Genomic DNA, 25,231 nt, shown 5'->3' with positions numbered 1-25,231 from the left:
TCTCCGGCTCTAACCGCTCACCCTTCCCGTTTCGTCCCGATCCGCTTCGGGACGAACGGGCAGTCCCCCCCCAGGAGTAAGAAACATGGATCGTCGCACCTTTCTTGGCAGCACCGGCGCTGCCGCTCTGGCGACCGCCGTTCCGGCTGCAGCGCAAAAGGCAGCCGCCGCCGGCACCAACGCGAACGACGCCCAGCTGCGCACGTTGCTGGACCGCTTCTTCTACGATCGCATCGGCGAAAACCCAGAAGGCGCCACTGCGCTGGGCTTGGACACCGGCGAGCGTGCCGGTCTCAAGTCAAAGCTGAACGACGGATCCGCCGCTGGCGCGCAACAGGATCTTGCCCGCTCCAAGCGCGAGCTGGCGGAACTGCGCAAGATCAACCCCGCCTCGCTCTCCCCGACGGCGCGGCTCGACTATGAGGTCGTGTCGTACCAGCTCCAGCGCAGCATCGCAGGTGGTGAGAAGTTCACGTACGGCGCCAGCATGGGCCGCTTCGCGCCCTACATCCTGACGCAGCTCACCGGCGCTTATCGCGAGGTGCCCGACTTCCTCGACGCGCAGCACCGCATCAAGGATGCCGCCGACGCTGACGCCTATGTCGCCCGTGTCGCCGCCTTCGCCACCGCGATCGATCAGGATACCGAGCGCCAGCGGGCAGACGCCGCACGCGGCGTGTTCGCGCCCGATTACATCCTCGACACCACGCTGAAGCTGATGGGCGGGCTGCGCGATCAGCCGGCAGGGTCCACGGTGCCGGTCACGGCGCTCGCCGGCAAGCTGAAGGCCGCCAACCTACCCAACTCGCGCGTCGCCGAGGTGACGAAGATCATGAACGATCAGGTCTTCCCCGCCCTCGATCGCCAGCGTGCGCTGGTGACCGAGCTGCGCGGCCGCGCGTCGCACGACGCCGGCGCGTGGCGCCTGCCCGACGGCGAGGCCTATTATGCCGCCGCCGTCGAGGCTGCGACCACCGTCGCCATGCCGGGCGAGGAGGTTCACCGCCTTGGCCTCGCGCAGGTGGCAGAAATCAGCAACCGGATCGACGGCATCCTCAAGGCGCAGGGCATGACGCAGGGCAGCGTCGGCGAGCGGCTGGTCGCGCTCAACAAGCGCCCGGATCAGGTCTATCCCAATACCGATGCCGGCAAGGAGCAGCTGATCGCGCAGCTCAATTCGCAGGTCATCGCCATGCAGAAGCGCCTGCCAGAGCAATTCTCGTTTATCCCGAAGGCGCCGGTGGAGGTCCGCCGCGTGCCCAAGTCGATCGAGGCGGGGGCTCCCGGCGGCTATTACCAGAACGCCTCGCTCGATGGGTCGCGCCCGGGCATCTATTACATCAACCTGCGCGATAGCTTCGACCGTCCGAAGTTCGGCCTTGCAACCCTGTCGTACCATGAGGCGGTGCCGGGCCATCACCTGCAGGTGATGACCGCGCTTGAATCGCAGGACATCCCGCTCATCCGCCGCCGCGGCGGCTTCAGCGGCTATACCGAGGGTTGGGCGCTCTACACCGAGCAGTTGGCGGACGAGATGGGCATGTACGAGGGCGATCCCCTCGGCCAGGTCGGCTATCTCCAGTCGCTGCTGTTCCGCGCGACGCGCCTCGTCGTCGACTCCGGCATGCACCACAAGCGCTGGAGCCGGGAGAAGGCGACCGATTACTTCATCGCAACCACCGGAATCGCGCGGGGTCGCAGCCAGAATGAGATCGATCGCTACACCTGCTGGCCGGGCCAGGCGTGCAGCTACAAGATCGGCCACACTGTGTGGGTGCGCCTGCGCGATGCGGTGAAGCAGAAGCAGGGCGCCGCCTTCGACCCGCGCAAGTTCCATGCGGTACTGCTCGACGGCGCGATGCCGCTGACCATCCTGGAGCGCATGGTGACGGAGCGGATGCTGAAGGCCTGACCACTCGATCCGTCATCCCCACGCACGCGGGGATCCATGAGCGCTACCGCACCGGCTTTTTCGCCAGCCTCAGCGTCTATGGATCCTCGCCTTCGCGGGGATGACGGACTTGGTTATGTGCGGAGGAAAATACGGGAGAGGCATCAATGCAGACCTATGACGACGTCGTGAACGGCCGCCGCAGCATCCGCGGTTTCAAGCCCGATCCCGTCCCCCGCACGCTGATTGAAGAAGTGCTGGCGCTGGCGATGCGCTCCCCCTCCTCGCTCAACACGCAACCGTGGAATTTCACCGTCGTCACCGGCGAACCGCTCGACCGCATCCGCCAGGGCAACACTGAGCGCAACCTCGCCGGCGTGCCCCATTCGCGCGAATTCCGCCTGGGCGAGGAATATGGCGGGGTCCACCGCGAGCGGCAGATCGAGATCGCCAAGCAACTCTTCGGCGCCATGGACATCGCGCGCGAGGACAAGGCGAAGCGCCACGACTGGGTGCTGCGCGGCTTTCGCCAATTCGACGCCCCCGTCTCGATCGTCGTCACCTATGATCGCGTCCTGCTCGGCAGCGACATTGCACCGTTCGATTGCGGCGCCGTCACCACCGCCCTCGTCAACGCCGCTTGGTCGCGCGGCCTGGGCTGCGTCATCAACAGCCAGGGCATCATGCAATCGCCGGTGGTCCGCGAACACGCCGGCATTCCCGACGATCAGGTGATCCAGACCTGCGTCGCCATGGGTTGGCCCGACGACAGCTTCCCCGCCAATGCCGTCGTCTCCCGCCGCAAGTCGGTCAGCGAAGCGGCGCGCTTCGTGGGATTTGCGGACTAGGCAGAGCGCTGCGCGCAAGCCGGGTATAGCACGAGCGAAATGGCGGCTTTTGGTTAGCTGCCGTGCCCGGGCGCGCGCCTATGCGATTTTGTGAAAGCAAGAGCGGCGAAGTACACCAGCGGGCAAAGCAGCATCAGCATGACGGCGGGTTCGGTAGCCCATCCTGTCAGACCATCATTGTCCGGCTCACCGGCGACCATCAGCATGATAGCAATGGCCCCGCGTACAATTGCGTAGCTAGCGGGCAAAAGAAGAAAGTGAAGAAGCCAGCCGCGGCGACTTCTTGTCGAGCTGAACCAGAAGGTTATCCCTATGATGGGTGGGGACAGCGTGGCTACTACTAGGCCGAAGACCCAAACGGTAAACGCCGGTCTGGTTAGCGTGTCACGATAGTAGTCAGCGATGCCGTCCGGGCGCGTTCCAAGAGCGATGAAGGAACCGGCGACGGCGGCAGCAACCGCAACTGCCAGCATCACACCGCGCGCCATTCGGTTTCCCCGCATCAACAAGTCCCTGCCAAGACGCGTAGGGTTCCCGCAAATGGGTATGTCCGCAACTGAACGTTTGCAGACCAACCCCCATCATCCACGCTTGTGCCCCCGGCAAAGGCACAGCCCGCATCGACAGCCATCCATCTGCCGACACGAGCCATACCCTCACACTCGCCGAAACGAGCCGAGCCTGCCGAAGTCAACCGCGTGGAGTGCCGCGGCCTGTACCTCCGACCGGCTCATCCGAACGGGCGGAGTTCCGCTCCTCCCCCCAGCTCAGCCCAGAATCAAGCAACCCGCCAAATGCTAGGCCCGAGACACTCGGGCCGACGGCGTCAGCCCGGAAACCTCTTGTCCAACCAACCAAGCAGCGCTCGGTTCACCTCCTCGGGAAATTCTTGCTGGGTCCAGTGCCCGGACTTCTCCACCAGCACCCGCTCCAGATCGGGGACGTAGCGCTCCATGCCCTCGGTCATCGCGGGGCTCAGCACCACGTCATTCTCCGCCATCACCATCAGCGACGGCACCTCGACCTTCTCGACCAGATCGACGGAATTCTGCCAGTTGCGGGTGAAGTTGCGATACCAGTTGATGCCGCCAGTGAAGCCCGTTTCCGCGAAGGTCCCGGCGAATGCAGCGATCTCGTCATCGCTCAGGAACTGTTGCGGATCGTTCGCTGGATCATAGAGCTTCAGCCCCTCGCCCAGCGCCAGCGTGCGCTGCTCGGCTGGCAATTGCTCATATTCCTTCAGCGTCATCTGCGGCTTGCGCATGAAGAAGCGCATCGACCGCTCCGGGTCCGCTGCCAGCGCCGCATCCGCCTCGCCCGGCTTCTGGAACCAGACGATGTACATGTCGTCGCCATAGGCCGCGCGCATGCCGGCGATCGGATCGATCTCGCCGCGGGGCAGGAACGGCGTGTTCACCCCGATCACGCCGGCGCATCGCTCGGGGTAACGCAGTGCGAACTGCCACACCACCATGCCGCCCCAGTCATGGCCGCAGGGGATCGCCTTTTCGATGCCCAGCGCATCCATCATGCCGGCAATGTCGGCGGTCAGATGCTCCAGGTCATAATCCTCGATCTTCTCGGGCCGGCTGGTCTGGCCATAGCCGCGCTGGTCCGGCGCGATTGCCCAACGACCTGCCTTTTCGAAGGCGTCCAACTGGTGGCGCCACGAAAAGGCGAGCTCGGGAAAGCCGTGGCAGAAGATCACGGGCACGCCCTGGCCTTTCGGCCCGACCTCGTAATAGGCCATGCGAATGCCGTTCGTTTCCACGAACTGTACCGGTGGCATTGCCTCCGCGAGCGCCCGCGGCGCTTCGATCACATCGTTCACGGCCGAGCTCATGCGGTCACTCCCGGTCGGACGACGACCTTGCACTGTTGTTCGGGGTCGGCGAGCGCGGCGAAGGCAGCGGCGACGCCGTCGAGGCCCACCTCGTCGGTAATTGCCGGGAGAACGTCGATCTTGCCGTCGGCGATGTTGGTCAGCGTCGCGGCAAACTCGCCCGCCGTGTAGCCAAGCACGAACCGGAAATCGATTTGCTTGTTGATGCACAGGAACGGCTCGATCGTGTCCGTTTCCATGCACACGCCCGCCACGATCACCTGGGTGCTGACCGGCACCGATTCGATGATGTTCTGGAGAACGCCTGGCACGCCGACGCATTCGAACACGATCGCGCGCTTGCCGGTCTGGCCGGTCATCATGGCGGCCATCCGTTCCGAGGACGTGCGCGGCACGCCCAGTTCACTCCACTTCGTGTGCGGCGATTCCCTCGCTGGATCCACGATGATGTCCGCGCCCATCTTCTCCGCGACCGCGCGCCGGGCAGGCGAGAAATCCGCCGCCACCACCGGCCCCAGCCCGCGCGATTTCAGCGCCGCGATCACCGCCAGGCCCACTGGGCCACAGCCGATGACCAGGTTCACCGTATCCGCGCCAGCCGCAGACATGGCGACGGCATGTTCGCCCACTGCAAACGGCTCGGTCATGGCTGCCTGCACATCGGACAGGCCGTTGGGCACTTCGAGGAGCATTGCCTCGCTCAGCACCATCTGCTCGCTGTAACCGCCCGGGTACGTGTTCGAATATCCGATCGCTTCATAGCCTTCGGGCTTCATCGCGATCGGCATGGAGACGACGCGCGTACCCGTTTTCAGCGTCTTGGCCGAACCAGGGCCGTGATCCAGGATTTCGGCCGAAAATTCATGACCGAAGATCATGTCCTTGGACGGATCCGTGCGCGGCTTTTCACCCGTGCGCGCGCCAAGCTCCAGCATGTTTTCGAATGAATGGACGGCGTGAAGATCCGATCCGCAGATGCCGCAAGCCAACGTCTTCACCAGCACTTCGCCCTGGCCCGGTACCGGATCGGGCACCTCGTCGCAGATCAATTGCTTGTTGCGTCTCACCACGGCCCGCATCGCAGCCCCTCCCTCTCCGATTGTCCGACGTGATCGCCGGATCGTTGCCGCATCGTGGCCCCTGCCGTTGGTGGGCGCAAGCCGCATATTCATAACGCGTTTGAATTTATTGCGGCTGATCGTTTTTGGAAATATATGTCGCCAAAATGTCGGAGGGATGAATGTCGGGCAGCACCATTTCAGGCGCGTCGGGCGAGCAGGTGATCGTCGTCGGGGCCGGCATCGCGGGCCTGTGCACGGCGCTTCGCCTCGGCGGCGGATCGCGTCAGGTTACCCTGCTGGAGCGCGACGAAGCGCCGCCGGAGGGTGGGCCCGATGTCGCGTTCGATCAATGGCAGCGCCGCGGCGTCAGCCAGCTGCGTCAGAGCCACGCCTTTCTGGCGCGATTGCGCAACATCATCCGCGACGAACATCCCCGGCTGCTGGAGGATCTCTACGCCGCCGGCTGCCGCGACATTACCTTTCAGGATATGCTGCCGCCCAAGCTGAAGGCGACCTATGTGCCGGCGCCGGGTGACAGCGATCTCACCATTCTCACCAGCCGCCGCACCACATTGGAGCTGGTGATCCGCCGCTATGTCGAGCGTCTTCCCGGCGTATCGATCCGCAGCGGCGTGAAGGTGCGCAGCCCGCTGTTCCACAAGAACATTGAGGGCACGATGGTGGTGACGGGCGTCGCCGCGGATACCGCGAACGGGCGCGAGGAAATCACCGCCGACGTGGTGGTCGACGCTGGCGGCAAGGCGGCGAACCTTATCGAACAGCTCATCAAGGCCGGTGCCCCGATCGCCGAAACGGCGGAGACGGCGGGCGTCCTTTATTTCACCCGCCATTATCGCCTGCGCGATGGGCAGGAGGAGCCGCCGCGGGGCGACGTGCCCGCCTCGGGCGATCTTGGCTATCTCAAGTTCGGCGTATTCCCTGCGGACAATCGCCGCTTCTCGATCACCCTTTGCGTGCCGGAAATCGAGCATGAGCTGCGCAAGGCGGTCATGGACGGCGACACTTTCCAGCGCATCTGCATGGCCATGCCCGGCATGGCCCCATGGGTGGATCCCGCCACATCGGAGCCGGTGGGCAAGGTCATCGGCATGGGCGATCTGCACAGCCGATGGCGTAGCCTCATGGTGGATGGCAGACCGGCAGTGCTGGGTTTCTTCGCCATTGGCGACGCGTTGGTGCGCACCAATCCACTTTATGGACGGGGCTGTTCGCTCGCCGCCGTCAGTGCCGGAGTCCTGCGCCGCGCGTTGGACAGCACGCGCGATCCTGCTGCCCGGCTGGGCATCTATGACAGCGGCATCCTGGCGGAGGTTAGGCCTTATTACGATCTCATGCTGAAGCAGGATCGCGCCGCCATTCGTCGCGCCCGCGCCACCCTCACACCGGACCATCGGCCACGGCTCAAGGCACGATTGGCAAAAAGCTTCGTGGAAGACGGCATCACGATCGCAGCCCGGTCCGATGTTCAGCTAATGCGGGCAATGATGCGCGGCTTCCACATGCTCGAACATCCTGAGGCTTGGCTGAAGCGTCCGCAGAATCTCAGCAAGGTGCTTGGCTATTGGGCGCGTGGGCGACGCCTCAACGCCGATGCCTATGCGCCGCAGCCTGGGCCTGACCGTCCAGAGTTGATGGCGACCATCGGCCTTGATGCCCGCGCCGATTTGCTGGAGGCCGCCTGAGATCGGCAAAGCGCGCTCCGAACCGACGATTTGGTACGCCGCGCCGCGCTATCCGGGCCGGCCGCGGCGGTGATCGGCCTGCATCGGGACGGTGCTCCAACGAACAACCGGTCGAGGCCAAGCACCTCCGGATCAAGGCCAATCACTCCCGATGTCGGTCCGAACGTCACCGGGACAGGCGCGCCCAAGCTGGGTCATTATCCCCGGGAAAGCCGTCCAACGTCTCGCGCGCCCGCGAAAGCCAGCCCTCAAGGGCGTTCAGCGCCTTGGCGGTCAGGGTAAGCGTATCGCTCAGGTCCCCTTCGCCGTCGCCGAGGATCAGCTTCTCTCGAGTGAGATACTCAATCCATCGGCGGCCCGTGGCGCTCACCCCGCCGATCTGCTCGAGTGCGGTGAAGCCGGTCAGCCGCTCGCCGCGCGCATCTGCCACGAACAGCACGAGGAGCAGTTCATAGGCGAGTTCGCCGCCGAACAGCTCCGCTGGCAATTCCCGGCGGCGATCGCGCCGAACCGCCAGTATCGCGCGCGCCAGCTCGGCCAGTGTATCGTCAGCCATGGTTTTCTCCCCCATTCAGGTCTGGGGAGCAATCGTTCCGGCATGACCACAAGACCGCTCCGCCGAGCGCCTGAGATCCCGACTTCGCAGATAAGGCAGCGGATGTACCGACGCTAATCCGCGATGCGCCAGGCTCCGGAACAGCAATCGAAGTGACTGGAACAAGCATCCGCGTCGGGGAGTCGTGCTGGAACATATGCCCACATCACCTCTACACGACCCGACGGACTTATATCGCGAACAATCTATTAGGTCACTTCGTTGCTCGAGTCACGCACGATTACGGCACAACTTCCCCTAAGGGCAGAGCGCATCACCAACGAAAAGCGGTACCGAAGAGAGGCCGAGTAACGGACTCGGTTCGAAGGAGCACCATTTAAACGCAGGAACGCGGTTGCCAGCGAAGGTAGTCGCCAACGCTGCTTCGCGGCAAGATAAGCACCCGTTTTGCCATGACTATTCTGCCCTCAACACGCACCGGAGCATGGGCGAGCGGCGCCGTTCCGCGCCTGCACCCGTGTTCAACCTGCCGTAGCGCCGATCGGGACCGGTGTGGCTGCGGCCACTTGTGCGTCGATCGTGGCAAACAATCGGCCTTCCGCCATCTCGTCGCGGGTCTGTTCCGGGTGCAACGTGGCCATATGGTCCAGCGCGACCAGCTCGCGCGGAACATACCAGTGCAAGCGATCGCTATGATATGCTTCCCAGACCGTCTCGGCCACTTCGCGCGGCGGGATCGCACGGAAAACGCCTGCCTTCGGTGCTGCTGCTGCTGCGCCTTCGGGAAGGATCGGCGTGTCGATCAGCGCCGGCAGCACGTCCGCCACGCGGATACCGTATGGCTTCAACTCGATCGCCAGCGCCTCGGTCAGCCCCTTCACCGCATGTTTGGTGGCCGAATAGACCGCGATCATCGGCATGCCATAAGTGGCCGACGAGGAGGATGTGGTGAAGCACATCGACTGCGGCGTAGCCTTCAGCAACGGGATCGCCAGGTGAATGCCGGTCAACACTCCGACGAGGTTCACGTTCACGACGGCGAGCACGTCCTCCCAAGGCTGATCCGCAAAGGGCCCGCCGCGGCCGATGCCGGCGTTGTTGTAGAGAATGTCGAGCCGACCCCCGCTGGCCGCGGCGAACCGATCCAGTGCCGCCGCATAGGCCGCCCGGTCGGTCACATCCAGACGCTGGACCAAGCAGTTGTCGCTGCCCAGCTCCTGCTCCAACCGTGCCAGGCCAGCCTCGTTGATGTCGACGCCGCCAATGAACCAGCCTTGCCGGGCGAACAGCCGCGCCGTTTCCAACCCCATGCCGGAGGCCGCGCCAGTGATGAAGATCGCCTTTCGGCCGTTTGCGGCGGCGCTCACTCCGCGGCCTCCGCCTTCTTGTCGAGGCCCATCGCGGCGAGAATTTCGGGACGGATGTTTTCCGTTCCCTTCTTCTGGATATGCTCCGCCAGCCGCGCCCCGACGGCAGCCTGCGCCTCGCCGATGAACCGTGGCCGGTTGGTGGCCGCCCATTCGATCGAAGCCTGGCGATTGGCGTTCATGCCATTCACCTCCGGCACGACATAGCGGGCGATCATTTCATAGGATTTCTTCTTGTTCTCCCATTCGGCCCAATTGTTATCGAGAAGGAGGAAGGCGCCAAAGCCACCTGACTGCTCGCGCAGGCGCTCGATCTGCTTCACCGCATCCTCCGGCGTACCCACAACTGCCATGCCGGAGTTGACGATCGCATCGACCGGATCCGAACCATCGGTGGGCGCCAGCGGCAAAGCCGCCACTTCGCGGAAATAATACAGCCACTTGTCCAGGCCGGCGCGAACCTGCGCGCGCGCCTCTTCACGGGATGCCGCCACATGCATGGGGCCGACGAGCCGCCACTGACTGCGATCCACCTTTGTCCCGCTTTCGGCGGCCTGCTGCTCCGCAATCGCCCAGTTCGAGGTCAGTGCGTTGAACCCGCCGGTCTGGGTCGCACCAATCGACAACAGCCCAAGCCCGTGCCGGCCAGCCGCCGTCGCGCCTGATGGCGACACCTGGCTGGCAACGCTGATCTCCACCGACGGGCGGCTGTACGGCAGCATCTGCAGCCGCGCCTCGTTCAGCTCGAACCAGTCAGTCTTCTTCGTCACCTGCTCGCCGCGCAGCAAGGGCACCAGCACGTCCAGCGCCTCGTCCATGCGATCGCGCTGCCGCGACACCGGAATGCCCATCATGAAGGCGTCGGAAGGCAGCGCGCCTGGGCCAATGCCGAACATCACGCGACCCCGCGTGATATGATCCAGCTGGTTGATACGATCTGCCAGCATTAACGGATGGTGATAGGGCAGCGACGACACGCCCGTCCCCAGGCGGATGTGGCGGGTACGCTCGGCAACCGTAGCGATGAACAATTCCGGGCTGGCGATCAGTTCGTAGCCGGCGGAATGGTGCTCACCCAACCACGCCTCGTCGAAGCCAAGCTTGTCCATATGCACGACGAGGTCGAGATCCCGCTCCAGCGCAAGCGTGGGATTTTCGTTCAGCGGGTGAAACGGCGCAATGAAGGCGCCGAAACGGATTTTGTCCCCGGCCATCTCTCTCTCCTCCGATCATCTTTGTGGCGGATGCTAGGGCGGGCATGCTCGCGTGACTAGACACTTTTTGAACGCGTTATGGTAATCAGGGGCGCCGCGGCGTTGCAGCCGGCCGCCCCGCAGCCTACTGCCCTGCAGATGCGAAGGATAAAGGGATGAGCCGGCGAGAGGACGCCAAGGCAGAACGTCGCCGTCGGATCATCGCCGCGGCACGGGATCTGATCAAGGAAACGGGCGATACGGGCCTGTCGATGCGCGCCATCGCGGCACGGGCCGGCGTGTCACTGACGACGCCTTACAACCTGTTCGGATCGAAGCGCGCCATTGTCATCGCGCTTCTTGAGGATGTTCGCGAATTCCACGAACGATTTTCGCAACTCCATCGTGTCGGCGCGATCGACCGGATCTTTCAGGCGGTGTCCATCTCGCTCGCCTACCTCGCGGACGATCCCGATTTCTATCGTACCTTGTGGACCGAGGCCTTGCGCTTCGACAGCAAGGAATTGCGCGGCGAACTGCAAACACCGCAACGCTACGGCTTCTGGTGGGCGCTTCTGAACGAAGCCAGCGGCGAGGGTGCGCTGCTCCCGGATCTGGAGATCGACCCACTCTTGCGCGCGCTTGATTCCGTCTATGTCGCGGCAATGCTGGCGTGGGTGCTCGGGAGCGTCGAAGTTCACGAGCTCGAAGCGCACGTTGGCTACGGCTACGCTCTCACATTGCGCGGCGCAGCAAGCGACGCGGCGGCAGCAAGATTGGAACGTCGACTGCATGGTTATCAAAAGGACCTGCTACGGCATCGTGTAACGCCGCTCGCCGCAGCCTGATGATTCTGCCGTCGCGCCGGTTTGCCCGGCGCGACGACAATCACGCGAGTTGCCGATGCGCGGCCTCAGCCGCTGATCGCGTCCAGGGCCTGGGCGAAGTCGGCAATCAGATCGTCCGCATCCTCCACACCGATCGAGATGCGCACCAGATTGTCGGTGATCCCCAGCGCGGCCTTGCGCGCATCCGGCACCGACAGGTGAGTCATGGCGGCCGGGTGGCTCGCCAGCGTCTCCGTGCCGCCCAGGCTCACCGCCAGCTTGGCGATCTTCAAGGCATCCAGGAACGCGAACGCCTCCGCTTCACCACCCTTCAGATACAGGGAGAAAGTGGAGCCGGCGCCGTCGCAATGGCGGCGGTAAATGTCGGCCTGCCGCTCATCGCTGCCGCCTTCGAGGAAGCCGAGGTAGCCGACCCTTTCAACCGCGGGGTGATCACGCAGGAAGGCACAGACCTTGGCCGCATTCTCGCCAGCACGGCTCATGCGCAGTTCCAGCGTTTCCAGGCTGCGCAGAAGCATCCAGGCGGTGTTCGGATCGCAGATCGTGCCGATCGTGTTCCGCATCAGCCGGATCGTGTCCATATGCGCCTTCGACCCAAGCACACCGCCAGCAACGAGATCGCTGTGGCCGCCGGCATATTTGGTGAGGCTATACACGACGAGGTCGGCGCCATGGCGCAGCGGCTTATGCCACAGCGGACCAAGGAAGGTGTTGTCGATGGCGATCGGCGGCTTGTTCGCGCCGGTGAAGATCGCGTCGCGGCTCGCCGCAACTGCCTCCACATCGACGAGCGCGTTGGTCGGGTTTGCGGGGCTTTCGAGATAGATCAGGGCCACATTGCCCGACGCCGCCTTCGACAGCACCGCATCGATTTCCTCGCGTGTCGCGCCGGCGGGGAAATCGAGCCAGTGCACGCCAAAGCGGCCGAGGATGCGGGCGATCAGCGTCTCCGTGGCGGCGTAAAGCGGGCCGGAGTGGACGATCGTATCGCCGGGCTTCACCATGGACAGGAACAAGGTCGCAATGGCCGACATGCCGCTTGAAAAGATCAGCGCATCCTCGGCATCTTCCCAGACGGAAAGGCGATCCTCCAGGATCTCCTGGTTCGGCCCGTTGAAGCGCGAATAGACGAGCCCTTCCGCGCCGCCCGGCCGCTTGCCGGTAACGCCCTCGAAGTGGCGCTTGCCGGCCGCGGCGTTGGGAAACACAAAGGTGGAGGTGAGGAAGATCGGCGGCTTCAGCGAGCCTTCGGACAAGGCCGGATCATAGCCATGCCCCATCATCAGCGTTGCCGGCTTCAGCTTCCGTCCGCCGATCTCGTCCACCGCCGGCTTGGGCGATACACGCGGCGCAACGCCGGTCAGATCGGCTTCGGTTTCCTTGGTCATTCTTTGGCTCCGCTAGGAAATAGGGGCGCATTCAGCGCCAGACGCTGCACCTAGCACCAACACCCCGAACTGGCGATCAACCGGCAGTATAAGGCGTGAACGGGCCGATGGCGCAGCTGCCGGTGGGAAAACGCGCTGCGCGGTCGACGGTGGTCGCGATATCGCCGCGGCACAGGCGAGGGCCGAACTGGCGCGTTACCAATGCGTCGCCCCTGGCGACATTCTCGCACCCGCCGGCGGTTTGAGAGACAAAGATGCGATTGCGGCTTTCGCGATAGATCAGCTTGTCACCGATCGCCCGAAGGGAGATGTTGCGGAAGCGCGTGTCGATGCAATCGACCGGCTGCTGCGGCTGCAGACGCGCAAGCTCCTTTTCCAGCCGGATCTGTTCGCGTGTGTAGGGACCGGGCCGGCGATCGTCGGCAGCGCTGGCGGCAGACATGGCAGCAGCCCCGGCCGCGGCCGCGAGCGCAAAGGAAATCAGTACCTTGGCCATCATCGTCACTCCTGCCCGCCGCTCATCCGCATAACGCCGTCACCCGCGGAAATTATCCTTCGCCGTGCGGCGTTCGCCCAATTGCTCGGCACTTTGCGCGCGCAGGAACGGGTTGGTGGCCAATTCCTCCCCGATCGTGGTCGGGATGGTCGCTTCTCCAGCGGCGCGCGCTGCGTCGACCCGAGTCATCCGTTCCCTGATTGCGGCGTTCTCCGGCTCCGCGACCAGCGCATAGCGGCCGTTAGACTGGGTGTATTCGTGGCCACAGTAAACGCGCGTTTCGGCCGGCAATCGGGCATAACGCTGCATGTTGCCGAACATGTCGGTCGGCGTACCCTCGAACAACCGCCCACAGCCCATGGCGAAAAGCGTGTCGCCGGTGAAGATGGCCGCATCGTCGGCGAAGTGAAAAGCGACATGGCCCTGGGTATGGCCGGGTACCGCCAAGACCGTTGCGCGATGATCGCCCAGCATCACCGTGTCACCTTCGCCAACACCCCGGTCGACTGCGCCGATCTTTGCGCGCTCGGCCTCCGGTGCGGTCACGCTCGCGCCCGTGGCGCTGACGATTGCCGCATTGCCGCCCACGTGATCGGGGTGCCAGTGCGTGTTCCAGATCTCGCCAATCGTCCACCCCCGCGCCGCAGCGGCATCAAGCAATGGCTGCGCTTCGCCCGGATCGATCACCATGGTGGCGCCGCTGTCCGGATCGTGGACCAGCCAGCTGTAATTGTCGCTCAGCACGGGCACGCGGACGATCTCAAGTGGCGATGGCATCATAGCCCCCTTCATTGAATTCGATCAGGCAAAAGCCGTGGCCGAACGGATCGGCAAAGGTTGCGATCCGCCCATAGGGTGCATCGCGCACGCCAGTTTCGTCCACGGCCCCTGCGGCAATCGCGACGGAACGGGCACGGTCGATATCCTCGACTGCCACGTCCAGATGCACCGGCGTCCAGTGACGGCGATAGTCCCGCACCGCCGGGGAAGCGCGGCTTGCCACACTGCCACCGGCCACCTCCAGCAGATACAGCGGCGCTTCCAGGCCAAGCAGTTCGACCGCGCCGCCACCAAGCCGTCGACCGACGGTCACGCCGAATACGTCGCAGTAGAAACGCTCCGCCCGCGCGAGATCGGGAACATCAAGGTTCACGATCAGTCGCGCGGGCGCCGGCATCACCAGGTGCCGGTGTTCGGCATCGACGCCCAGGGTTCCTGTGGCGGCTTCGGACCATTGAGCTGCAGCAGTTCGATCGAAATGCCGTCCGGCGTCTTCACGAACGCCATATAGCCGTCCCTCGGCGGGCGGTGAACGGTGTAGCCTGCGTCCAGCACCGCCTGGCACGTCGCGTAGATGTCGTCGCAATCATAGGCGAGATGCCCGAAATTGCGCCCGCCGGTATATTCCTCCGCCGGGCTGCCGTCCTCGGCAGGCCAGTTGTAGGTCAGTTCCACCTCGGCACGCGCACGCTCGCCTGGCCCGCGCATATCCTCCGGCGTCGCGAGGAAGATCAGGGTGAAACGGCCTGCCTCGCTATCCATGCGGCGGACTTCTTTCAGCCCCAGCACCTCAAAGAAGGCAATGGTCTTTTCCGGATCGGCGACCCGGATCATGGTGTGGAGATAACGCATCTATCCTCCAGGTTACTTCTGTTGGTCGGCAGCGAATTGCGTCAACGCACGAGCGGCGGATTGGCCCGCCGGGCGATCGGGCGCGAGCCGTGCAGCCTCGGTCCAGGCAGCCTTGGCGCCTGCTTCGTCGCCGCTCGCTGCCGCGATATTGCCGGCTTCCAGCTGCACCTGCGCGTCGTCAGCGGAGCGCCGAAGCGCCTGGCCGATATCCGCCTTGGCCCGCACCAGATCGCCGGTACGCCGCGCCAGCGTGGCGGAAAGCAGCCAAGCCAGCGGATCGTCCGCCGCATCCTTCAGCGCCAGATCAAGATCGCCACGCGCGGCTTTGACATCGCCCAGCGCCACAAGAGCGCGAGCCCGGTCGAGGGCAGCCTCCCCCCGCTCAAGGCCGGTCAGGGTTCCCGCCGCAAGAGCAGCGTCGAGCGCAGCGCGCGCCTTGGTCGGATCCTGTCCCGCCAGCCAGGCATTGCCCGCCTGCGCCCAGTATCGCGCTGCCGAACCGTCGCGGGCGAGTTCGGACACCCGGGCGGCCTCCTCGAATGCCGATGCCGCTTCAACGAAGCGATCCTGCCCCGTCAGCGCGATGCCCAGGCAGGCACGCCCGCTCGCGCTTCGATCGGCGCTCGCGCGCCGCTCTGCCGCCAGCGGGTCGCTGGCGGCCATTGCAGCACAGTTTTCTGCCGGCGGCAGGGCGGCGGCCTGCAAGGCAAGGCCGAGCAGGATCATCGCAGCACATCCTCGACCGTGCGGATCAACAAGGCGATGTCTTCGTCGCGCGACAGGCGATGGTCGCCGTCCTTGACCAGCGTCACCTGAACATCGTCGGAGCGGATCAGCTCTGCGAGCCGAACCGATTGCGCCCACGGCACGTCAGCATCGCGCTGCCCATGGATCAGCCGCACCGGCATGTCCAAGGCGATCGGGCCATGCATCAGCCGGCTGGCTTCGCCCGCCTGCCAGAAACGCCGGGTGTAGACCGTTGGCTGCGGACCGTACGGGTTCGGTCGCTCGAGCCGACCATGCTGAAGGATGTAGAGCTTTTCTTCCTGGCTGAAGCCCCAGTCGGTGAAGTCCGGCGCCGCGGCGATTCCTACCATGGCAGCGACTCTGTCGGCACGGGCAAGCGCCGCCAGAAGCATGATCCATCCGCCCATCGAGGAACCGACCAGTACCACCGGACCCTGAACCGCATGGTCGATCATTGCGAGGGCGTCGTCCCGCCAGTCGATGAGCGACTGTTCCTCGAACGCCCCCTCGCTGGCGCCGCAGCCACCATAATCGAACCGGAGAAAGGAACGGCCGCTGTCCTGCGCCCACTTTTCCAGCGCGAGCGCCTTGGTGCCGGTCATGTCGGAGGCATAGCCGGGAAGAAAGACGATGGTTGGGCCGGCGCCTTCGGTGAGGTGATAGGCAAGGCGGGGTCGCTGTGCGGAGGTCATCCTTCGCGATGTAGCGACGGGTAGCGGCGAGTGAAAGGCGAGAGGGCCGGGTAGCTGCGCCGAGCCACCCGGCCCACCCTCGTCAGATCACATATTCGACCGTCTTGAGCTGCGTTTCGGCGTCCCGCTTCGCCGTTCGCTTGGCCACCATCTCGGCATGCAGCTCAGCGATGGTGCGACTGCCGGTGGTTTTGAACGCAAATGGCAGCACGGCGTGGACCAGGGCACCGACACCGCCCGCCATCATCCGGGCACCAAAGCGTGAGGCAACGCCGAAATGCTCGGCATAGCTCTCCCCGACCGAGGCGGGATGATCGAGGAACAGGCGGCGCAGCATAGGAAGGGTTCCCTAGTGAATTCGTCGTCGTTCAGGCGATAGTATCACGCGCACCGAGCTGCGCCACCATCTCCGCCGCCAGCAGCGGCAAGGTGTCGTCGCGGGCGCCCATCACCACGATGCGATCGCCAGCACGCGCATTCGCAACAAGGTGCGCCGCGGCAGCGCCGCGGTCTGCAATGTGGCGGGCGTTGCCGCCGCCGATGGCAATATCGTTGACGATGTCGCCGCTGGTCACCTCCCGCGTCACTGTGCCGCCCTGGTAAACCGGATCCGGCAGGACAAGCAGATCGTCCGAGCCGAGGCCTTGAGCGAAGGTCTCAACCAGCTCTTTTCGCATGGTTTTCAGGGGCCCGTAGCCGTGCGGCTGGAACAGCATGAGCAGACGGCCGGGAAAGGCGTGGAGTGTCGCCAGGGTAGCGGCGATCTTGTCGGGATTGTGCCCGAAATCGTCGATCACCGCGACGCCGCCCGCCTCCCCGACGAGGTCAAATCGACGCTTCAACCCGGTATAGCGGGCGATCGCGGCTGCTGCCGTATCGAACGCAATGCCCGCCGCCAGCGCTGCACCGATTGCCGCCAGCGCGTTCGCGACGTTGTGTTTGCCGGGCACATTCAGCCGAATGCGCGTGCCACGCAGGGTGAAAGAGACCGCAAATGGCTCCTCCTCAATATCGAGCGGAGTCAGATCGGCCTCGCCGTTCAGCGCAAAGGTCGTGACGCGATCACGCGGCAAGCGCATCGCCAGGGCGGCGGCATCGGGGTTGCCGGCATTGACGATGGCATGAGCCGCCTTGCCGATGAAATCGCCGAACAGGACGTTCAGCTCCTCCAGCGACTTGTGATCCAGGCTGACGTTGTTCAGCACTGCGATGCACGGCGCGTACAGGGCGATGGAGCCGTCGCTTTCGTCCACCTCGCTGACATAGGGTTCGCCCGTCCCGACCAGCGCGCTGGCAAAAGGGCGATCCGCGCCGGCGAAATCCTTCATCACGGCGCCGTTCATTACGGTCGGATCAAGAGCGGCATCGTGGAGGATGCGCGCGATCATCCCGGTGACGGTGGACTTGCCGCTGGTCCCGGCCACGCCGATCGGCAAACGGCTGGCGTTGAACAGGGCAGCGTTCAGCTCCGCGCGGCTCATCCGGCGGCAACCGAGCCGGTCCGCCGCCACCATGTCGGCCACCGTGGCTTCCACCGCGGCGGAGGCGACGACGATCTGGTCGGGCGACACGATCCCACTGCCGTCCTGCGGAAAGAGGCGCACGCCCTTTGCCTCCAGATCCGCGAACTTCGCCGGCACCCGCCCCTGATCGAGCCCGCGATCGGATCCGGCAACGACTGCGCCGCGCCCGGCGAGGATCATCGCCAGCGGCATCATCCCGGAGCCTCCCACGCCCACGAAGAAGAAGGATTGTCCTGCGATGTTGCCGTCCTGCATGGCAGCGGGCTATCGCCGCCGGCGTATTCGGGCAAGGCGAAGGCGGCGACACGTATGAAGATCGGGCCCTCATGAAAATCGGGATCGTCGCGCCAGCGAACACGGCCAACCCGCAGATGGTGGCGCCGCTCACCGCTTACGCCGCCCTTGCCTATCCCGATGTCGAGCTGATCTTTCATCCGCAATGCTGGGAAAGCGACGGCCATTTCGCGGGGCCGGACGCGCGGCGTGCGGCCGCCTTTCTCGAATTCGCCAATGACCCGGGGTTCGAGGCGATTTGGTTCGCGCGCGGCGGCTATGGGTCCAACAGGATCCTCGATCACGTCATGCCGCGGCTGAACAATGCGGCACGGCGCAAGAAATATGTCGGCTATTCCGACATGGGATTCATGCTGGGCGCGCTTTACGCCCGCCGGATCGGGCGGGTGGCGCATGGACCGATGCCGACCGACATTCTGCGCAGCGCCGGCGGGGGCGATGCAACGGTCGCACGATCGCTCGGCTGGATCGCGCGGGGCGAGCGCCAGGGACTGGAGCCGGGGCTTGGCAAGCGCCCGGCCGCGGCCTTTAACTTGGCTATCCTGGGCGCACTGATCGGTACGCCCTGGCTGCCGGACCTCACCGACCACGAAATCCTGATCGAGGAAGTGTCGGAGCCGATGTACAACATCGACAGGCTGCTTTTCACCATGGCGAACGCGACGCAGCTGCGCGGCATTGCCGGCGTGCGGCTGGGCGCGGTGACTGGGGTGAAGGACAATAACCCGCCCTGGGGTGAGACGCTGTCGGTGATGATCGAGCGCTGGTGCCGCGACATGGGCGTGCCGTTCCTGGGGCAAGCGGAAATCGGCCATACGCAAACCAATCGGGTGGTGCCGTTCGGAATGGCGTGATGCGTGCGCGCAAGATCAGCGGCCGCTGCGCCTGTTGTAGCACGCGCATTTCACGATGCGCCTTCCTGTGGGTACGGTCTTCGACAAGCTGAGGGCCGGCGGTGCTGGGTGGGCAATCACCGCGAGTCATCCCCGCACAGGCGGTAATCCATGAGCTGACATAGAGCGCTCTCGCGAGACCGGCGCATATGGATCCGTGCCTGCGCGGGGATGACGGGCGGGCGGGAAGTTCCGGTCCGTCTACTCCGCGAGCGCCCCGGCCAGCCATGCGGGAATCAGCGCATCGCCGAGCGACTCGATGCGGCGATGCTCCACCATCAGGCCGAGCTCCGGATAGGTCGCGCGGGTGCGGCTGCCCGGCTCGCTTATCGGAGCGACTACCAGGCGCCGGTTTACCTTCGAGCGGTAATTCATCCGGGCCGTATTCTCCTGCCCGACATAGCAACCTTTGATGAAGCTGACGCCGTTCAGTTCGCGGGCATTGCACTCCAGCCAGAGCGTTTCTGCGCTGCCGAGCTCCGCCACGCCCTCCGTGACACCGAGCGACAAGCGATGGGCTACCCAGCCCTCCGCTGCCGTCCCGCTCGCTGGCGCGATCCACCGGCGACCCAGCGCCGCCAGACGCGGATCGGATACCCCCCGCTCGCCTTCTCGCGACCAATGGACAGCCAGCGTCTGATCGCGCGCAATCGTGATCGGACGACGCAGGCGATACAGCGTCAGCCGCTTGGCCAACGCGTCCGCCTGCTCGGCTTCACAGTCGAGCAGCAAGTCGTCGCCTTCTCCCCAGATGATGAAATCGAACAGCGCCTTGCCCTGCGGCGACAACAGCGCAGCCCAGACCGGCAGCGGGCCCGTAACGTCGTTCGTCACCAATCCCTGCAGGAAGCCGCGCACGTCCTCCCCAGAAAGGCGGATCACGGCGCGGTCGATCAGGGTCGTTGCAGGGGTGGTGGCATCAGTCATGCCGACAAGCTAGGGGATCGCGCGCGCATTCCAAGCATCGCAGGACCCGCATGACCGACCGCATCACCATCCGCCGCCCCGACGATTGGCACGTCCACCTGCGCGACGGCGCGATGCTGGAGCTGGTCGCAGCGCACACCGCGCGCCAGTTCGCCCGCGCCATCATCATGCCGAACCTGACCCCGCCGGTGACTACCGCCGATGCGGCGCGCGCCTATCGCGATCGGATCCTCACCGCCCTGTCGGCGAATAGCGGGCCGGCGGATGCCGGCTTCACGCCGCTGATGACCTGTTACCTGACCGATCAGGCCGATGCCGACGCGATTGCTGCCGCCCATGCCGAGGGCGTGTTCACCGCGTGCAAGCTCTATCCCGCGCATGCGACCACCAACTCCGCGCACGGCGTGACTGACATCTTCGCGCTCGCGCCCGTGCTGGAGCGCATGCAGGCGATCGGCATGCCGCTGCTGATCCACGGCGAGGTGACCGATCGCGACATCGACATTTTCGATCGCGAAGCGGTGTTCATTGATCGTATCCTGCGGCGGCTGGTCAGCGACTTTCCCGCGCTGAAGATCGTGATGGAGCACATCACCACTGCCGAGGCGGCGCAATATGTCGCCGAAGCACCCGCCAATGTCGCGGCGACGATCACGCCGCAGCACCTGCTGATCAATCGCAACGCGATCTTCGACGGCGGCCTTCGCCCCCATGCCTACTGCCTGCCCGTCGCCAAGCGCGAGATGCACCGTCTCGCCGTGCGTCAGGCGGCAGTGTCGGGGTCGCCCAAGTTCTTCCTCGGCACGGACAGCGCGCCGCACGTCGTGGAGGCCAAGGAATCGTCCTGCGGCTGCGCCGGCATCTTCAACGCGCCCTTTGCGCTCGAAAGCTACCTGCGGGTGTTCGACGAGGAAGGCGCGCTGGATCGGTTCGAAGCGTTCACCAGCGAGAATGGCGCACGGTTCTACGGCCTGCCGCTGAACGAAGGCACGGTGACGCTCAAGCGCACCGAGGTGCGCGTACCTGACCGGATCGGCGATGATGCACTATCCGTGGTCCCGTTCCATGCCGGGGAAACGCTCGGCTGGCGAATGGTGGCCTGAGCAGGCGCCCGCCGCCTTCACTAGAGCCGGCGACCGCCGCCGGTCAGCGCAGGCGATCGACCAGAGCGATCACATATTCGTAGGCGGAACGGTCCTCGGCGGCGAAGCGTGCCGTCAGCGCCCCGGCATCGCCGTCCACGGTGCGGGAGCGGAACAGTGCGATCTGGAACGCCTTCCGCTCCGCGGCACAGGCCCGTTCGGTCTGGAGCGCGATGGTCGCCGGCGTACCGGAACTCGCCATCGCGACCTGCGTGAAATCCTCAAGGCACGCGTACCAGGCGTCGCGCTCCGCAGCCGCGGGAGCCGCCGCGGCAAGCAACAATGCCAGGATCATAGCGGCCGCCCGGGGGCGATCAGGCCTTTTCGAGCGTACATTGCAGCGGATGCTGGTTGGCACGGGCGAAATCCATCACCTGCCCCACCTTGGTTTCCGCCACTTCGTAGCTGAACACGCCGCACACGCCGACGCCCTTCTGGTGAACGTGAAGCATCACCCGGGTCGCTTCCTCGGCATTCATGCGGAAGAAGCGCTGCAGGCACAGCACCACGAACTCCATCGGCGTATAATCGTCGTTGAGCATCAGGACGCGATACGGGGTCGGCTCCTTGACCTTGGCGCGGGTCCGAGTCGCCACGCCAACGCCGGTGCCGCCGCCATCCTCGCGACCGCCGTCCTCCCGTCGTTCCGCCATGTCGATCTGAAAGCTGGTCATCGTCACCGCCTGAAATATGGCACGTCGCCTATCGAGGGCAAGGGCCCAGCATTGCCGCCGCACGACAGAATTCTGCCGAATTCCGCCGCTCAGGCGAAGGCCGGCGCCTGCCGCAACTGCTGATACGCGGCAATCACCTTCTGCAACATTCCCTCATGACTGCGATCCCCGCCGTTCCGGTCGGGATGATATTTTCGCACCAATTCGCTGTACCGCTTGCGCAGCGCGGTGCGGTCGGCGTCGGGCGCGAGGCCCAGCACCTTCAGGCTCGCCCGGTCCTGTCCCGACAGCGGCTTGCCATCGGTACGTTCGGGCGCGACTTCGCGGCGGTACCGCGCGCCGATCGCATCCAGCGGATCGGCGAAATCGGCCCAGCGCGGCCCCTGATCACCGCCACCGGCACGGGCGAAGGCGCGAGTCTCCCGTTCCCAGCCGGCCATCGGCCGCTGCGCGCGGTTGATTTCCTCCGCCGTCATGCCGTCGAAGTAATTGTAGCTCGAATTGAACGCGCGGACATGGTCGAGGCAGAACCAGCGATAGGTGCCGGGCCCATCGCCCCCCGGGCCTTCCAGCGGCGGGGCGCGGAACTCGCCAGCCGCCTCGCATCCGGGCGCTTCGCACGGCCGGTTGCCCTCGATCCTCCCGTGAAAACGCGCGTTCGGCCGATCCTTTGCCAAAATCAGAACATCCCCAGCAAAACCGACTATATAGGCGCGATGACCACGCCTTCCACCGGCCCCGTTCAGCAAGCCATCACCGCCCGCCTCGCCTCGGCGCTCGAACCGACACACCTCGAGGTGATCAACGAAAGCGCGCATCACCGCGGCCATGCCGGGGACGACGGATCGGGCGAATCGCACTTTCGCGTCGTCGTGGAAAGTGCCGTCTTTACAGGGCTTAACCGGGTTGCGCGACAGCGATTGATCAATCAGGCCCTCGCCGATCTGCTGCGCGACCATGTCCACGCGCTGGCCATGAAAACCCTGGCGCCCGGCGAGCCGCGGTGAGCAGCGCGGGCGCCGCCGGGCAACCGCTAATCGCCCGGGTCGCGCGGCCGGCAGCGCGCATCCTGCTGGTCAACCGGAACGGCGATGTCCTCCTGTTCCGCTTCGCCCCCGGCGACGATCGCGCGCCGTTCTGGTGCACGCCGGGCGGCGCGGTCGACCCGGGCGAAAGCTATGCCGAGGCGGCCCGGCGCGAATTGTTCGAGGAAACCGGCATTCGCGCAGATCCCGGCCCTGAAGTGGCCCGGCGGCAGGTCGACTTTCTCACCATCGAACGCGTCGAAGTGACAGCGGACGAACGCTGGTTCCGCGTCGATGTGGACGTTGGCGACATCGACCCATCCGGCCATACCGAGCTGGAGCAGCGGGTGATGACGAAATGGCGATGGTTCCGTCGGGACGAGATCGCCGGCTGGTACGAAACGATCTATCCCGACGATCTACTCGCGATGCTGGAGGCAACGGACCATGACGCGTGACGAACTGATCGAATTGACGCTGCTGCCAGCGACCCACGACATCGGCGGGTTCAAGGTTCACCGTACCCTGCCGCATCGCGAACGAACGATGGTCGGCCCGTTCCTCTTCTTCGACCAGATGGGCCCCGCACACCTGCCACCGGGCCAGGGCATCGACGTGCGCCCGCACCCGCACATCAACCTCGCCACCGTCACCTATCTGTTCGAAGGCGCGATGGGACACCGCGATTCGCTGGGCACCGCGATCACCATCCAGCCTGGCGCGGTGAACCTGATGACGGCGGGCAGCGGCATCGTTCATTCGGAGCGATCCCCGGCAGACGTTCGGCCCGGCGGGCCGGCGCTGTCGGGCATCCAGACGTGGCTTGCGCTGCCGGATGGGCGCGAGGAGATCGATCCCGCGTTCGAGCATGTCGCGGCCGGTGACCTGCCGGTGATCAGCGACGGCGGCGTCAGCGCCCGTGTCATCATGGGCAGTCTGTGGGGCCAGGCTGCGCCGACCACCACTTATGCCGGCACGATCTACGCCGACATTTTGCTTCGCCCGAACACAAGCGTGCCCATCGACGCGGAGGCGGACGAGCGCGCGATCTATCTGGTGGAGGGAGACGCCACCCTGGAGGGCGTGCCGCTGGAGCCGCAGCGGCTGTACGTTCTTCGCCCCGGCATCGCGGCGATGCTGCGCTCCAGCGGCGGCGCGCGCGCGATGCTGGCGGGCGGCGATGCCTTTGCAACGCCGCGCCATGCCTGGTGGAATTTCGTCAGCTCTTCGCGCGAGCGGATCCAGGAAGCGAAGCGGGCCTGGATGGCGCGCGAATTCCCGGTCGTGCCCGGTGACGAAATTGAATGGATCCCCATCCCCGGTCAGCCGAACACAGTGAGCTACCCCTGACTGGCACGGGCGGGCCGGACGCGTTCGGCCCGCTCCTCAATCCCGCTCGTAGGGGCCGCGCCGCATCACATAGTCGCGCGTTTCATAGGGCGGGGACAAAGCCTCTACCCAGGCACCATGTGCATGGGTGAGCGCCACCAGCTCCATCGGTCGATCGCCGGGCCATGTCTGTACGCGCACTTCGTGGCGGTGAAGATCGCGGTTGGGCTCCATCATCACCCAGGCGAGCCGCCGCTCCGGCGTCGCGCGCGCGCCGGCCGCGTCCATCGCCTCGCGAATGCGGGCCTGTGATGCAGGTGGAAGATATTGCCAGACCACGGAGTGCATCAGCACGCGGGTCGTCCCGGCGGGTTGCGGTTCGGCAAGCCGCGCCTCCACCCACTCCGCTGCATCCCCCTGCGCCAGCGACACGCCATGCGCGCGGATCATGGCGATACCGCGCTCGATACGCTCGAGGCGCTCGGCAGCGTCCACCCACACGTAAGCGGCCAGCCGCTCCGCCTGGTCTGGATCGGCCACGTCGACCGGCGCGATGTCGACGCCCTGGACCGAGCGGATCGTCATGGCGGCGTCCGGCGGCGGCGGACCACGCCATTCCGGCGCGATGAGGACCGGCGAATCGATCGGCCCCAGCCGCATTCCGCCAAGATCGAAGGCGTAGCGATCAATCAGCAGGTTGAGCCCGGCACTCGACCCGATCTCCAGCAGATCCATCTCGGGGCCGTATCGCTCCGCGACATGGAGCAGCCCGGTCATCAACCCGGCTGATCTCCCCGCTTCATTCGTCTGCGGCGGGCCGTCCAGCCACGGCAGCAATGCTGCGTCATGCGCCCGCACCACCGATCGCAAGATCGCGGTCACTTCCGCCCCATCCGTGACTGCCCCGGTGAAGACCCGATCGAGCCCTGCGTCGCCCCCGCGCCGATGCAGCGCATGGAGTCCGCCGACCAGGCGCAGGACAAGCGCATCCGCCACCGGCTCTCCCGACCAGTCGAGCACCCGCCGCCCGGTCTCGCTGTCGCAATCCAGCGCATCGGCCAGCGCAACACAGACGCGCGCCGTGATCGGCGCGGCCATGGCCTCGCAATAGGCCGCCTGGACGTGAAACGACTCGCGGTTCTCTGCTTCGCTGCCCATG

29 protein-coding genes are annotated in these 25,231 nt (G+C 65.4%); 9 read left to right on the top strand and 20 right to left on the bottom strand.

The window, feature by feature from the left end; genetic code table 11:
- Window positions 1-85 precede the first annotated feature (85 nt).
- On the top strand, window positions 86-1,912 hold the full coding sequence (locus tag LK535_RS15240; protein WP_227772780.1) for a DUF885 domain-containing protein: 1,827 nt from the start codon (window positions 86-88) through the stop codon (window positions 1,910-1,912).
- 146 nt (window positions 1,913-2,058) lie between these two features.
- Window positions 2,059-2,739 carry a nitroreductase family protein gene (locus LK535_RS15235; RefSeq protein ID WP_227772779.1) on the top strand — a complete coding sequence of 227 codons (681 nt, stop codon included), beginning with the start codon at window positions 2,059-2,061 and terminating at the stop codon, window positions 2,737-2,739.
- Between the two features lie 53 nt (window positions 2,740-2,792).
- On the opposite strand, the gene LK535_RS15230 is transcribed toward LK535_RS15235, so the two are convergent.
- The 3 genes from LK535_RS15230 to LK535_RS15220 form a co-directional block, all read right to left on the bottom strand.
- Entirely contained in the window at window positions 2,793-3,227 is a 435-nt protein-coding gene (locus LK535_RS15230) for a hypothetical protein (RefSeq protein ID WP_227772778.1), read from the bottom strand.
- A 338-nt stretch (window positions 3,228-3,565) separates the two neighbouring features.
- Window positions 3,566-4,582: an alpha/beta fold hydrolase gene (locus tag LK535_RS15225; protein WP_227772777.1), complete on the bottom strand. Its 1,017-nt coding sequence runs from the start codon at window positions 4,580-4,582 to the stop codon at window positions 3,566-3,568.
- On the bottom strand, window positions 4,579-5,661 hold the full coding sequence (locus tag LK535_RS15220; protein ID WP_227772776.1) for a zinc-binding dehydrogenase: 1,083 nt from the start codon (window positions 5,659-5,661) through the stop codon (window positions 4,579-4,581). Before LK535_RS15220 ends, LK535_RS15225 begins: the two co-directional genes overlap by 4 nt.
- Window positions 5,662-5,822: 161 nt before the next feature.
- On the opposite strand from LK535_RS15220, the gene LK535_RS15215 reads away from it, so the two are divergent.
- Window positions 5,823-7,346: an NAD(P)/FAD-dependent oxidoreductase gene (locus tag LK535_RS15215; protein ID WP_227772775.1), complete on the top strand. Its 1,524-nt coding sequence runs from the start codon at window positions 5,823-5,825 to the stop codon at window positions 7,344-7,346.
- A gap of 166 nt (window positions 7,347-7,512) precedes the next feature.
- Here LK535_RS15215 and LK535_RS15210 read toward each other — a convergent pair whose 3' ends face one another.
- The 3 genes from LK535_RS15210 to LK535_RS15200 form a co-directional block, all read right to left on the bottom strand.
- Window positions 7,513-7,902, bottom strand: a complete 390-nt coding sequence (locus tag LK535_RS15210) for a hypothetical protein (protein WP_227772774.1) — start codon at window positions 7,900-7,902, stop codon at window positions 7,513-7,515.
- A 521-nt stretch (window positions 7,903-8,423) separates the two neighbouring features.
- Window positions 8,424-9,269 carry an SDR family oxidoreductase gene (locus tag LK535_RS15205; protein ID WP_227772773.1) on the bottom strand — a complete coding sequence of 282 codons (846 nt, stop codon included), beginning with the start codon at window positions 9,267-9,269 and terminating at the stop codon, window positions 8,424-8,426.
- Window positions 9,266-10,483 (bottom strand): LLM class flavin-dependent oxidoreductase, encoded by a 1,218-nt coding sequence (locus LK535_RS15200; RefSeq protein ID WP_227772772.1) that lies wholly within the window; start codon window positions 10,481-10,483, stop codon window positions 9,266-9,268. The genes LK535_RS15205 and LK535_RS15200 overlap by 4 nt, the downstream gene beginning before the upstream one ends.
- 155 nt (window positions 10,484-10,638) lie before the next feature.
- Between LK535_RS15200 and LK535_RS15195 the strand changes: the two genes are divergently transcribed.
- Complete coding sequence (locus LK535_RS15195; RefSeq protein WP_227772771.1) at window positions 10,639-11,310, top strand: TetR/AcrR family transcriptional regulator; 672 nt, start codon at window positions 10,639-10,641, stop codon at window positions 11,308-11,310.
- A gap of 65 nt (window positions 11,311-11,375) precedes the next feature.
- Here LK535_RS15195 and LK535_RS15190 read toward each other — a convergent pair whose 3' ends face one another.
- From LK535_RS15190 to LK535_RS15150, 9 genes are all read right to left on the bottom strand, one after another.
- Complete coding sequence (locus LK535_RS15190) at window positions 11,376-12,698, bottom strand: cystathionine gamma-synthase family protein (protein WP_227772770.1); 1,323 nt, start codon at window positions 12,696-12,698, stop codon at window positions 11,376-11,378.
- A 76-nt stretch (window positions 12,699-12,774) separates the two neighbouring features.
- Window positions 12,775-13,194 (bottom strand): hypothetical protein, encoded by a 420-nt coding sequence (locus LK535_RS15185; RefSeq protein ID WP_227772769.1) that lies wholly within the window; start codon window positions 13,192-13,194, stop codon window positions 12,775-12,777.
- A gap of 39 nt (window positions 13,195-13,233) precedes the next feature.
- On the bottom strand, window positions 13,234-13,971 hold the full coding sequence (gene gloB / locus LK535_RS15180) for a hydroxyacylglutathione hydrolase (RefSeq protein WP_227772768.1): 738 nt from the start codon (window positions 13,969-13,971) through the stop codon (window positions 13,234-13,236).
- Complete coding sequence (locus LK535_RS15175; RefSeq protein WP_227772767.1) at window positions 13,955-14,371, bottom strand: VOC family protein; 417 nt, start codon at window positions 14,369-14,371, stop codon at window positions 13,955-13,957. Before LK535_RS15175 ends, gloB begins: the two co-directional genes overlap by 17 nt.
- Window positions 14,371-14,826, bottom strand: coding sequence for a VOC family protein (locus LK535_RS15170; protein ID WP_227772766.1), 456 nt, complete (start codon window positions 14,824-14,826; stop codon window positions 14,371-14,373). Before LK535_RS15170 ends, LK535_RS15175 begins: the two co-directional genes overlap by 1 nt.
- Before the next feature lie 12 nt (window positions 14,827-14,838).
- The gene (locus tag LK535_RS15165) at window positions 14,839-15,552 is read right to left on the bottom strand and encodes a hypothetical protein (RefSeq protein ID WP_227772765.1); all 714 of its coding nucleotides are present in this window, start codon (window positions 15,550-15,552) and stop codon (window positions 14,839-14,841) included.
- Window positions 15,549-16,265, bottom strand: a complete 717-nt coding sequence (locus LK535_RS15160; protein ID WP_227772764.1) for an alpha/beta fold hydrolase — start codon at window positions 16,263-16,265, stop codon at window positions 15,549-15,551. The genes LK535_RS15165 and LK535_RS15160 overlap by 4 nt, the downstream gene beginning before the upstream one ends.
- An 82-nt stretch (window positions 16,266-16,347) precedes the next feature.
- Window positions 16,348-16,602, bottom strand: coding sequence for a DUF6356 family protein (locus tag LK535_RS15155; RefSeq protein WP_227772763.1), 255 nt, complete (start codon window positions 16,600-16,602; stop codon window positions 16,348-16,350).
- Window positions 16,603-16,633: 31 nt separating this feature from the next.
- Window positions 16,634-18,043: a glutamate ligase domain-containing protein gene (locus tag LK535_RS15150; protein ID WP_227772762.1), complete on the bottom strand. Its 1,410-nt coding sequence runs from the start codon at window positions 18,041-18,043 to the stop codon at window positions 16,634-16,636.
- Window positions 18,044-18,114: 71 nt separating this feature from the next.
- Between LK535_RS15150 and LK535_RS15145 the strand changes: the two genes are divergently transcribed.
- Entirely contained in the window at window positions 18,115-18,936 is an 822-nt protein-coding gene (locus LK535_RS15145) for an LD-carboxypeptidase (protein ID WP_227772761.1), read from the top strand.
- Window positions 18,937-19,176: 240 nt separating this feature from the next.
- Here the strand turns inward: LK535_RS15145 and LK535_RS15140 are convergent, their stop codons facing one another.
- Entirely contained in the window at window positions 19,177-19,902 is a 726-nt protein-coding gene (locus LK535_RS15140) for a YgfZ/GcvT domain-containing protein (RefSeq protein WP_227772760.1), read from the bottom strand.
- A gap of 50 nt (window positions 19,903-19,952) precedes the next feature.
- Here LK535_RS15140 and pyrC point away from each other — a divergent pair, with 50 nt between their 5' ends.
- Window positions 19,953-21,005 (top strand): dihydroorotase, encoded by a 1,053-nt coding sequence (gene pyrC / locus LK535_RS15135; RefSeq protein WP_227772759.1) that lies wholly within the window; start codon window positions 19,953-19,955, stop codon window positions 21,003-21,005.
- A gap of 43 nt (window positions 21,006-21,048) precedes the next feature.
- Here the strand turns inward: pyrC and LK535_RS15130 are convergent, their stop codons facing one another.
- The 3 genes from LK535_RS15130 to LK535_RS15120 all read right to left on the bottom strand — a co-directional run bounded on the left by LK535_RS15130 (window position 21,049) and on the right by LK535_RS15120 (window position 22,395).
- Window positions 21,049-21,339, bottom strand: coding sequence for a hypothetical protein (locus LK535_RS15130; protein ID WP_227772758.1), 291 nt, complete (start codon window positions 21,337-21,339; stop codon window positions 21,049-21,051).
- 19 nt (window positions 21,340-21,358) lie between these two features.
- Entirely contained in the window at window positions 21,359-21,697 is a 339-nt protein-coding gene (clpS, locus tag LK535_RS15125) for an ATP-dependent Clp protease adapter ClpS (RefSeq protein WP_227772871.1), read from the bottom strand.
- 110 nt (window positions 21,698-21,807) lie between these two features.
- A complete protein-coding gene (locus LK535_RS15120; protein ID WP_415837151.1) occupies window positions 21,808-22,395 on the bottom strand; it encodes a DnaJ domain-containing protein in 588 nt (195 codons plus the stop codon).
- Between the two features lie 39 nt (window positions 22,396-22,434).
- Between LK535_RS15120 and LK535_RS15115 the strand changes: the two genes are divergently transcribed.
- From LK535_RS15115 to LK535_RS15105, 3 genes are read left to right on the top strand one after another with little or no spacing between them, the layout of a single operon-like run.
- A complete protein-coding gene (locus LK535_RS15115; protein WP_227772757.1) occupies window positions 22,435-22,725 on the top strand; it encodes a BolA family protein in 291 nt (96 codons plus the stop codon).
- Window positions 22,722-23,201, top strand: coding sequence for an NUDIX hydrolase (locus LK535_RS15110; protein WP_227772756.1), 480 nt, complete (start codon window positions 22,722-22,724; stop codon window positions 23,199-23,201). The genes LK535_RS15115 and LK535_RS15110 overlap by 4 nt, the downstream gene beginning before the upstream one ends.
- Complete coding sequence (locus LK535_RS15105; protein WP_227772755.1) at window positions 23,191-24,093, top strand: pirin family protein; 903 nt, start codon at window positions 23,191-23,193, stop codon at window positions 24,091-24,093. Before LK535_RS15110 ends, LK535_RS15105 begins: the two co-directional genes overlap by 11 nt.
- A 36-nt stretch (window positions 24,094-24,129) precedes the next feature.
- Here LK535_RS15105 and LK535_RS15100 read toward each other — a convergent pair whose 3' ends face one another.
- Window positions 24,130-25,230 (bottom strand): DUF2332 domain-containing protein, encoded by a 1,101-nt coding sequence (locus LK535_RS15100; protein WP_227772869.1) that lies wholly within the window; start codon window positions 25,228-25,230, stop codon window positions 24,130-24,132.
- Between the last annotated feature and the right edge of the window lies 1 nt (window position 25,231).

The sequence above is a fragment of the Sphingomonas sp. IC4-52 genome, assembly GCF_020707225.1.
GTDB lineage: Bacteria > Pseudomonadota > Alphaproteobacteria > Sphingomonadales > Sphingomonadaceae > Sphingomonas.
Note: the sequence above shows the minus strand (reverse complement) of the source record. Positions and strands in the feature narration are given on the sequence as shown.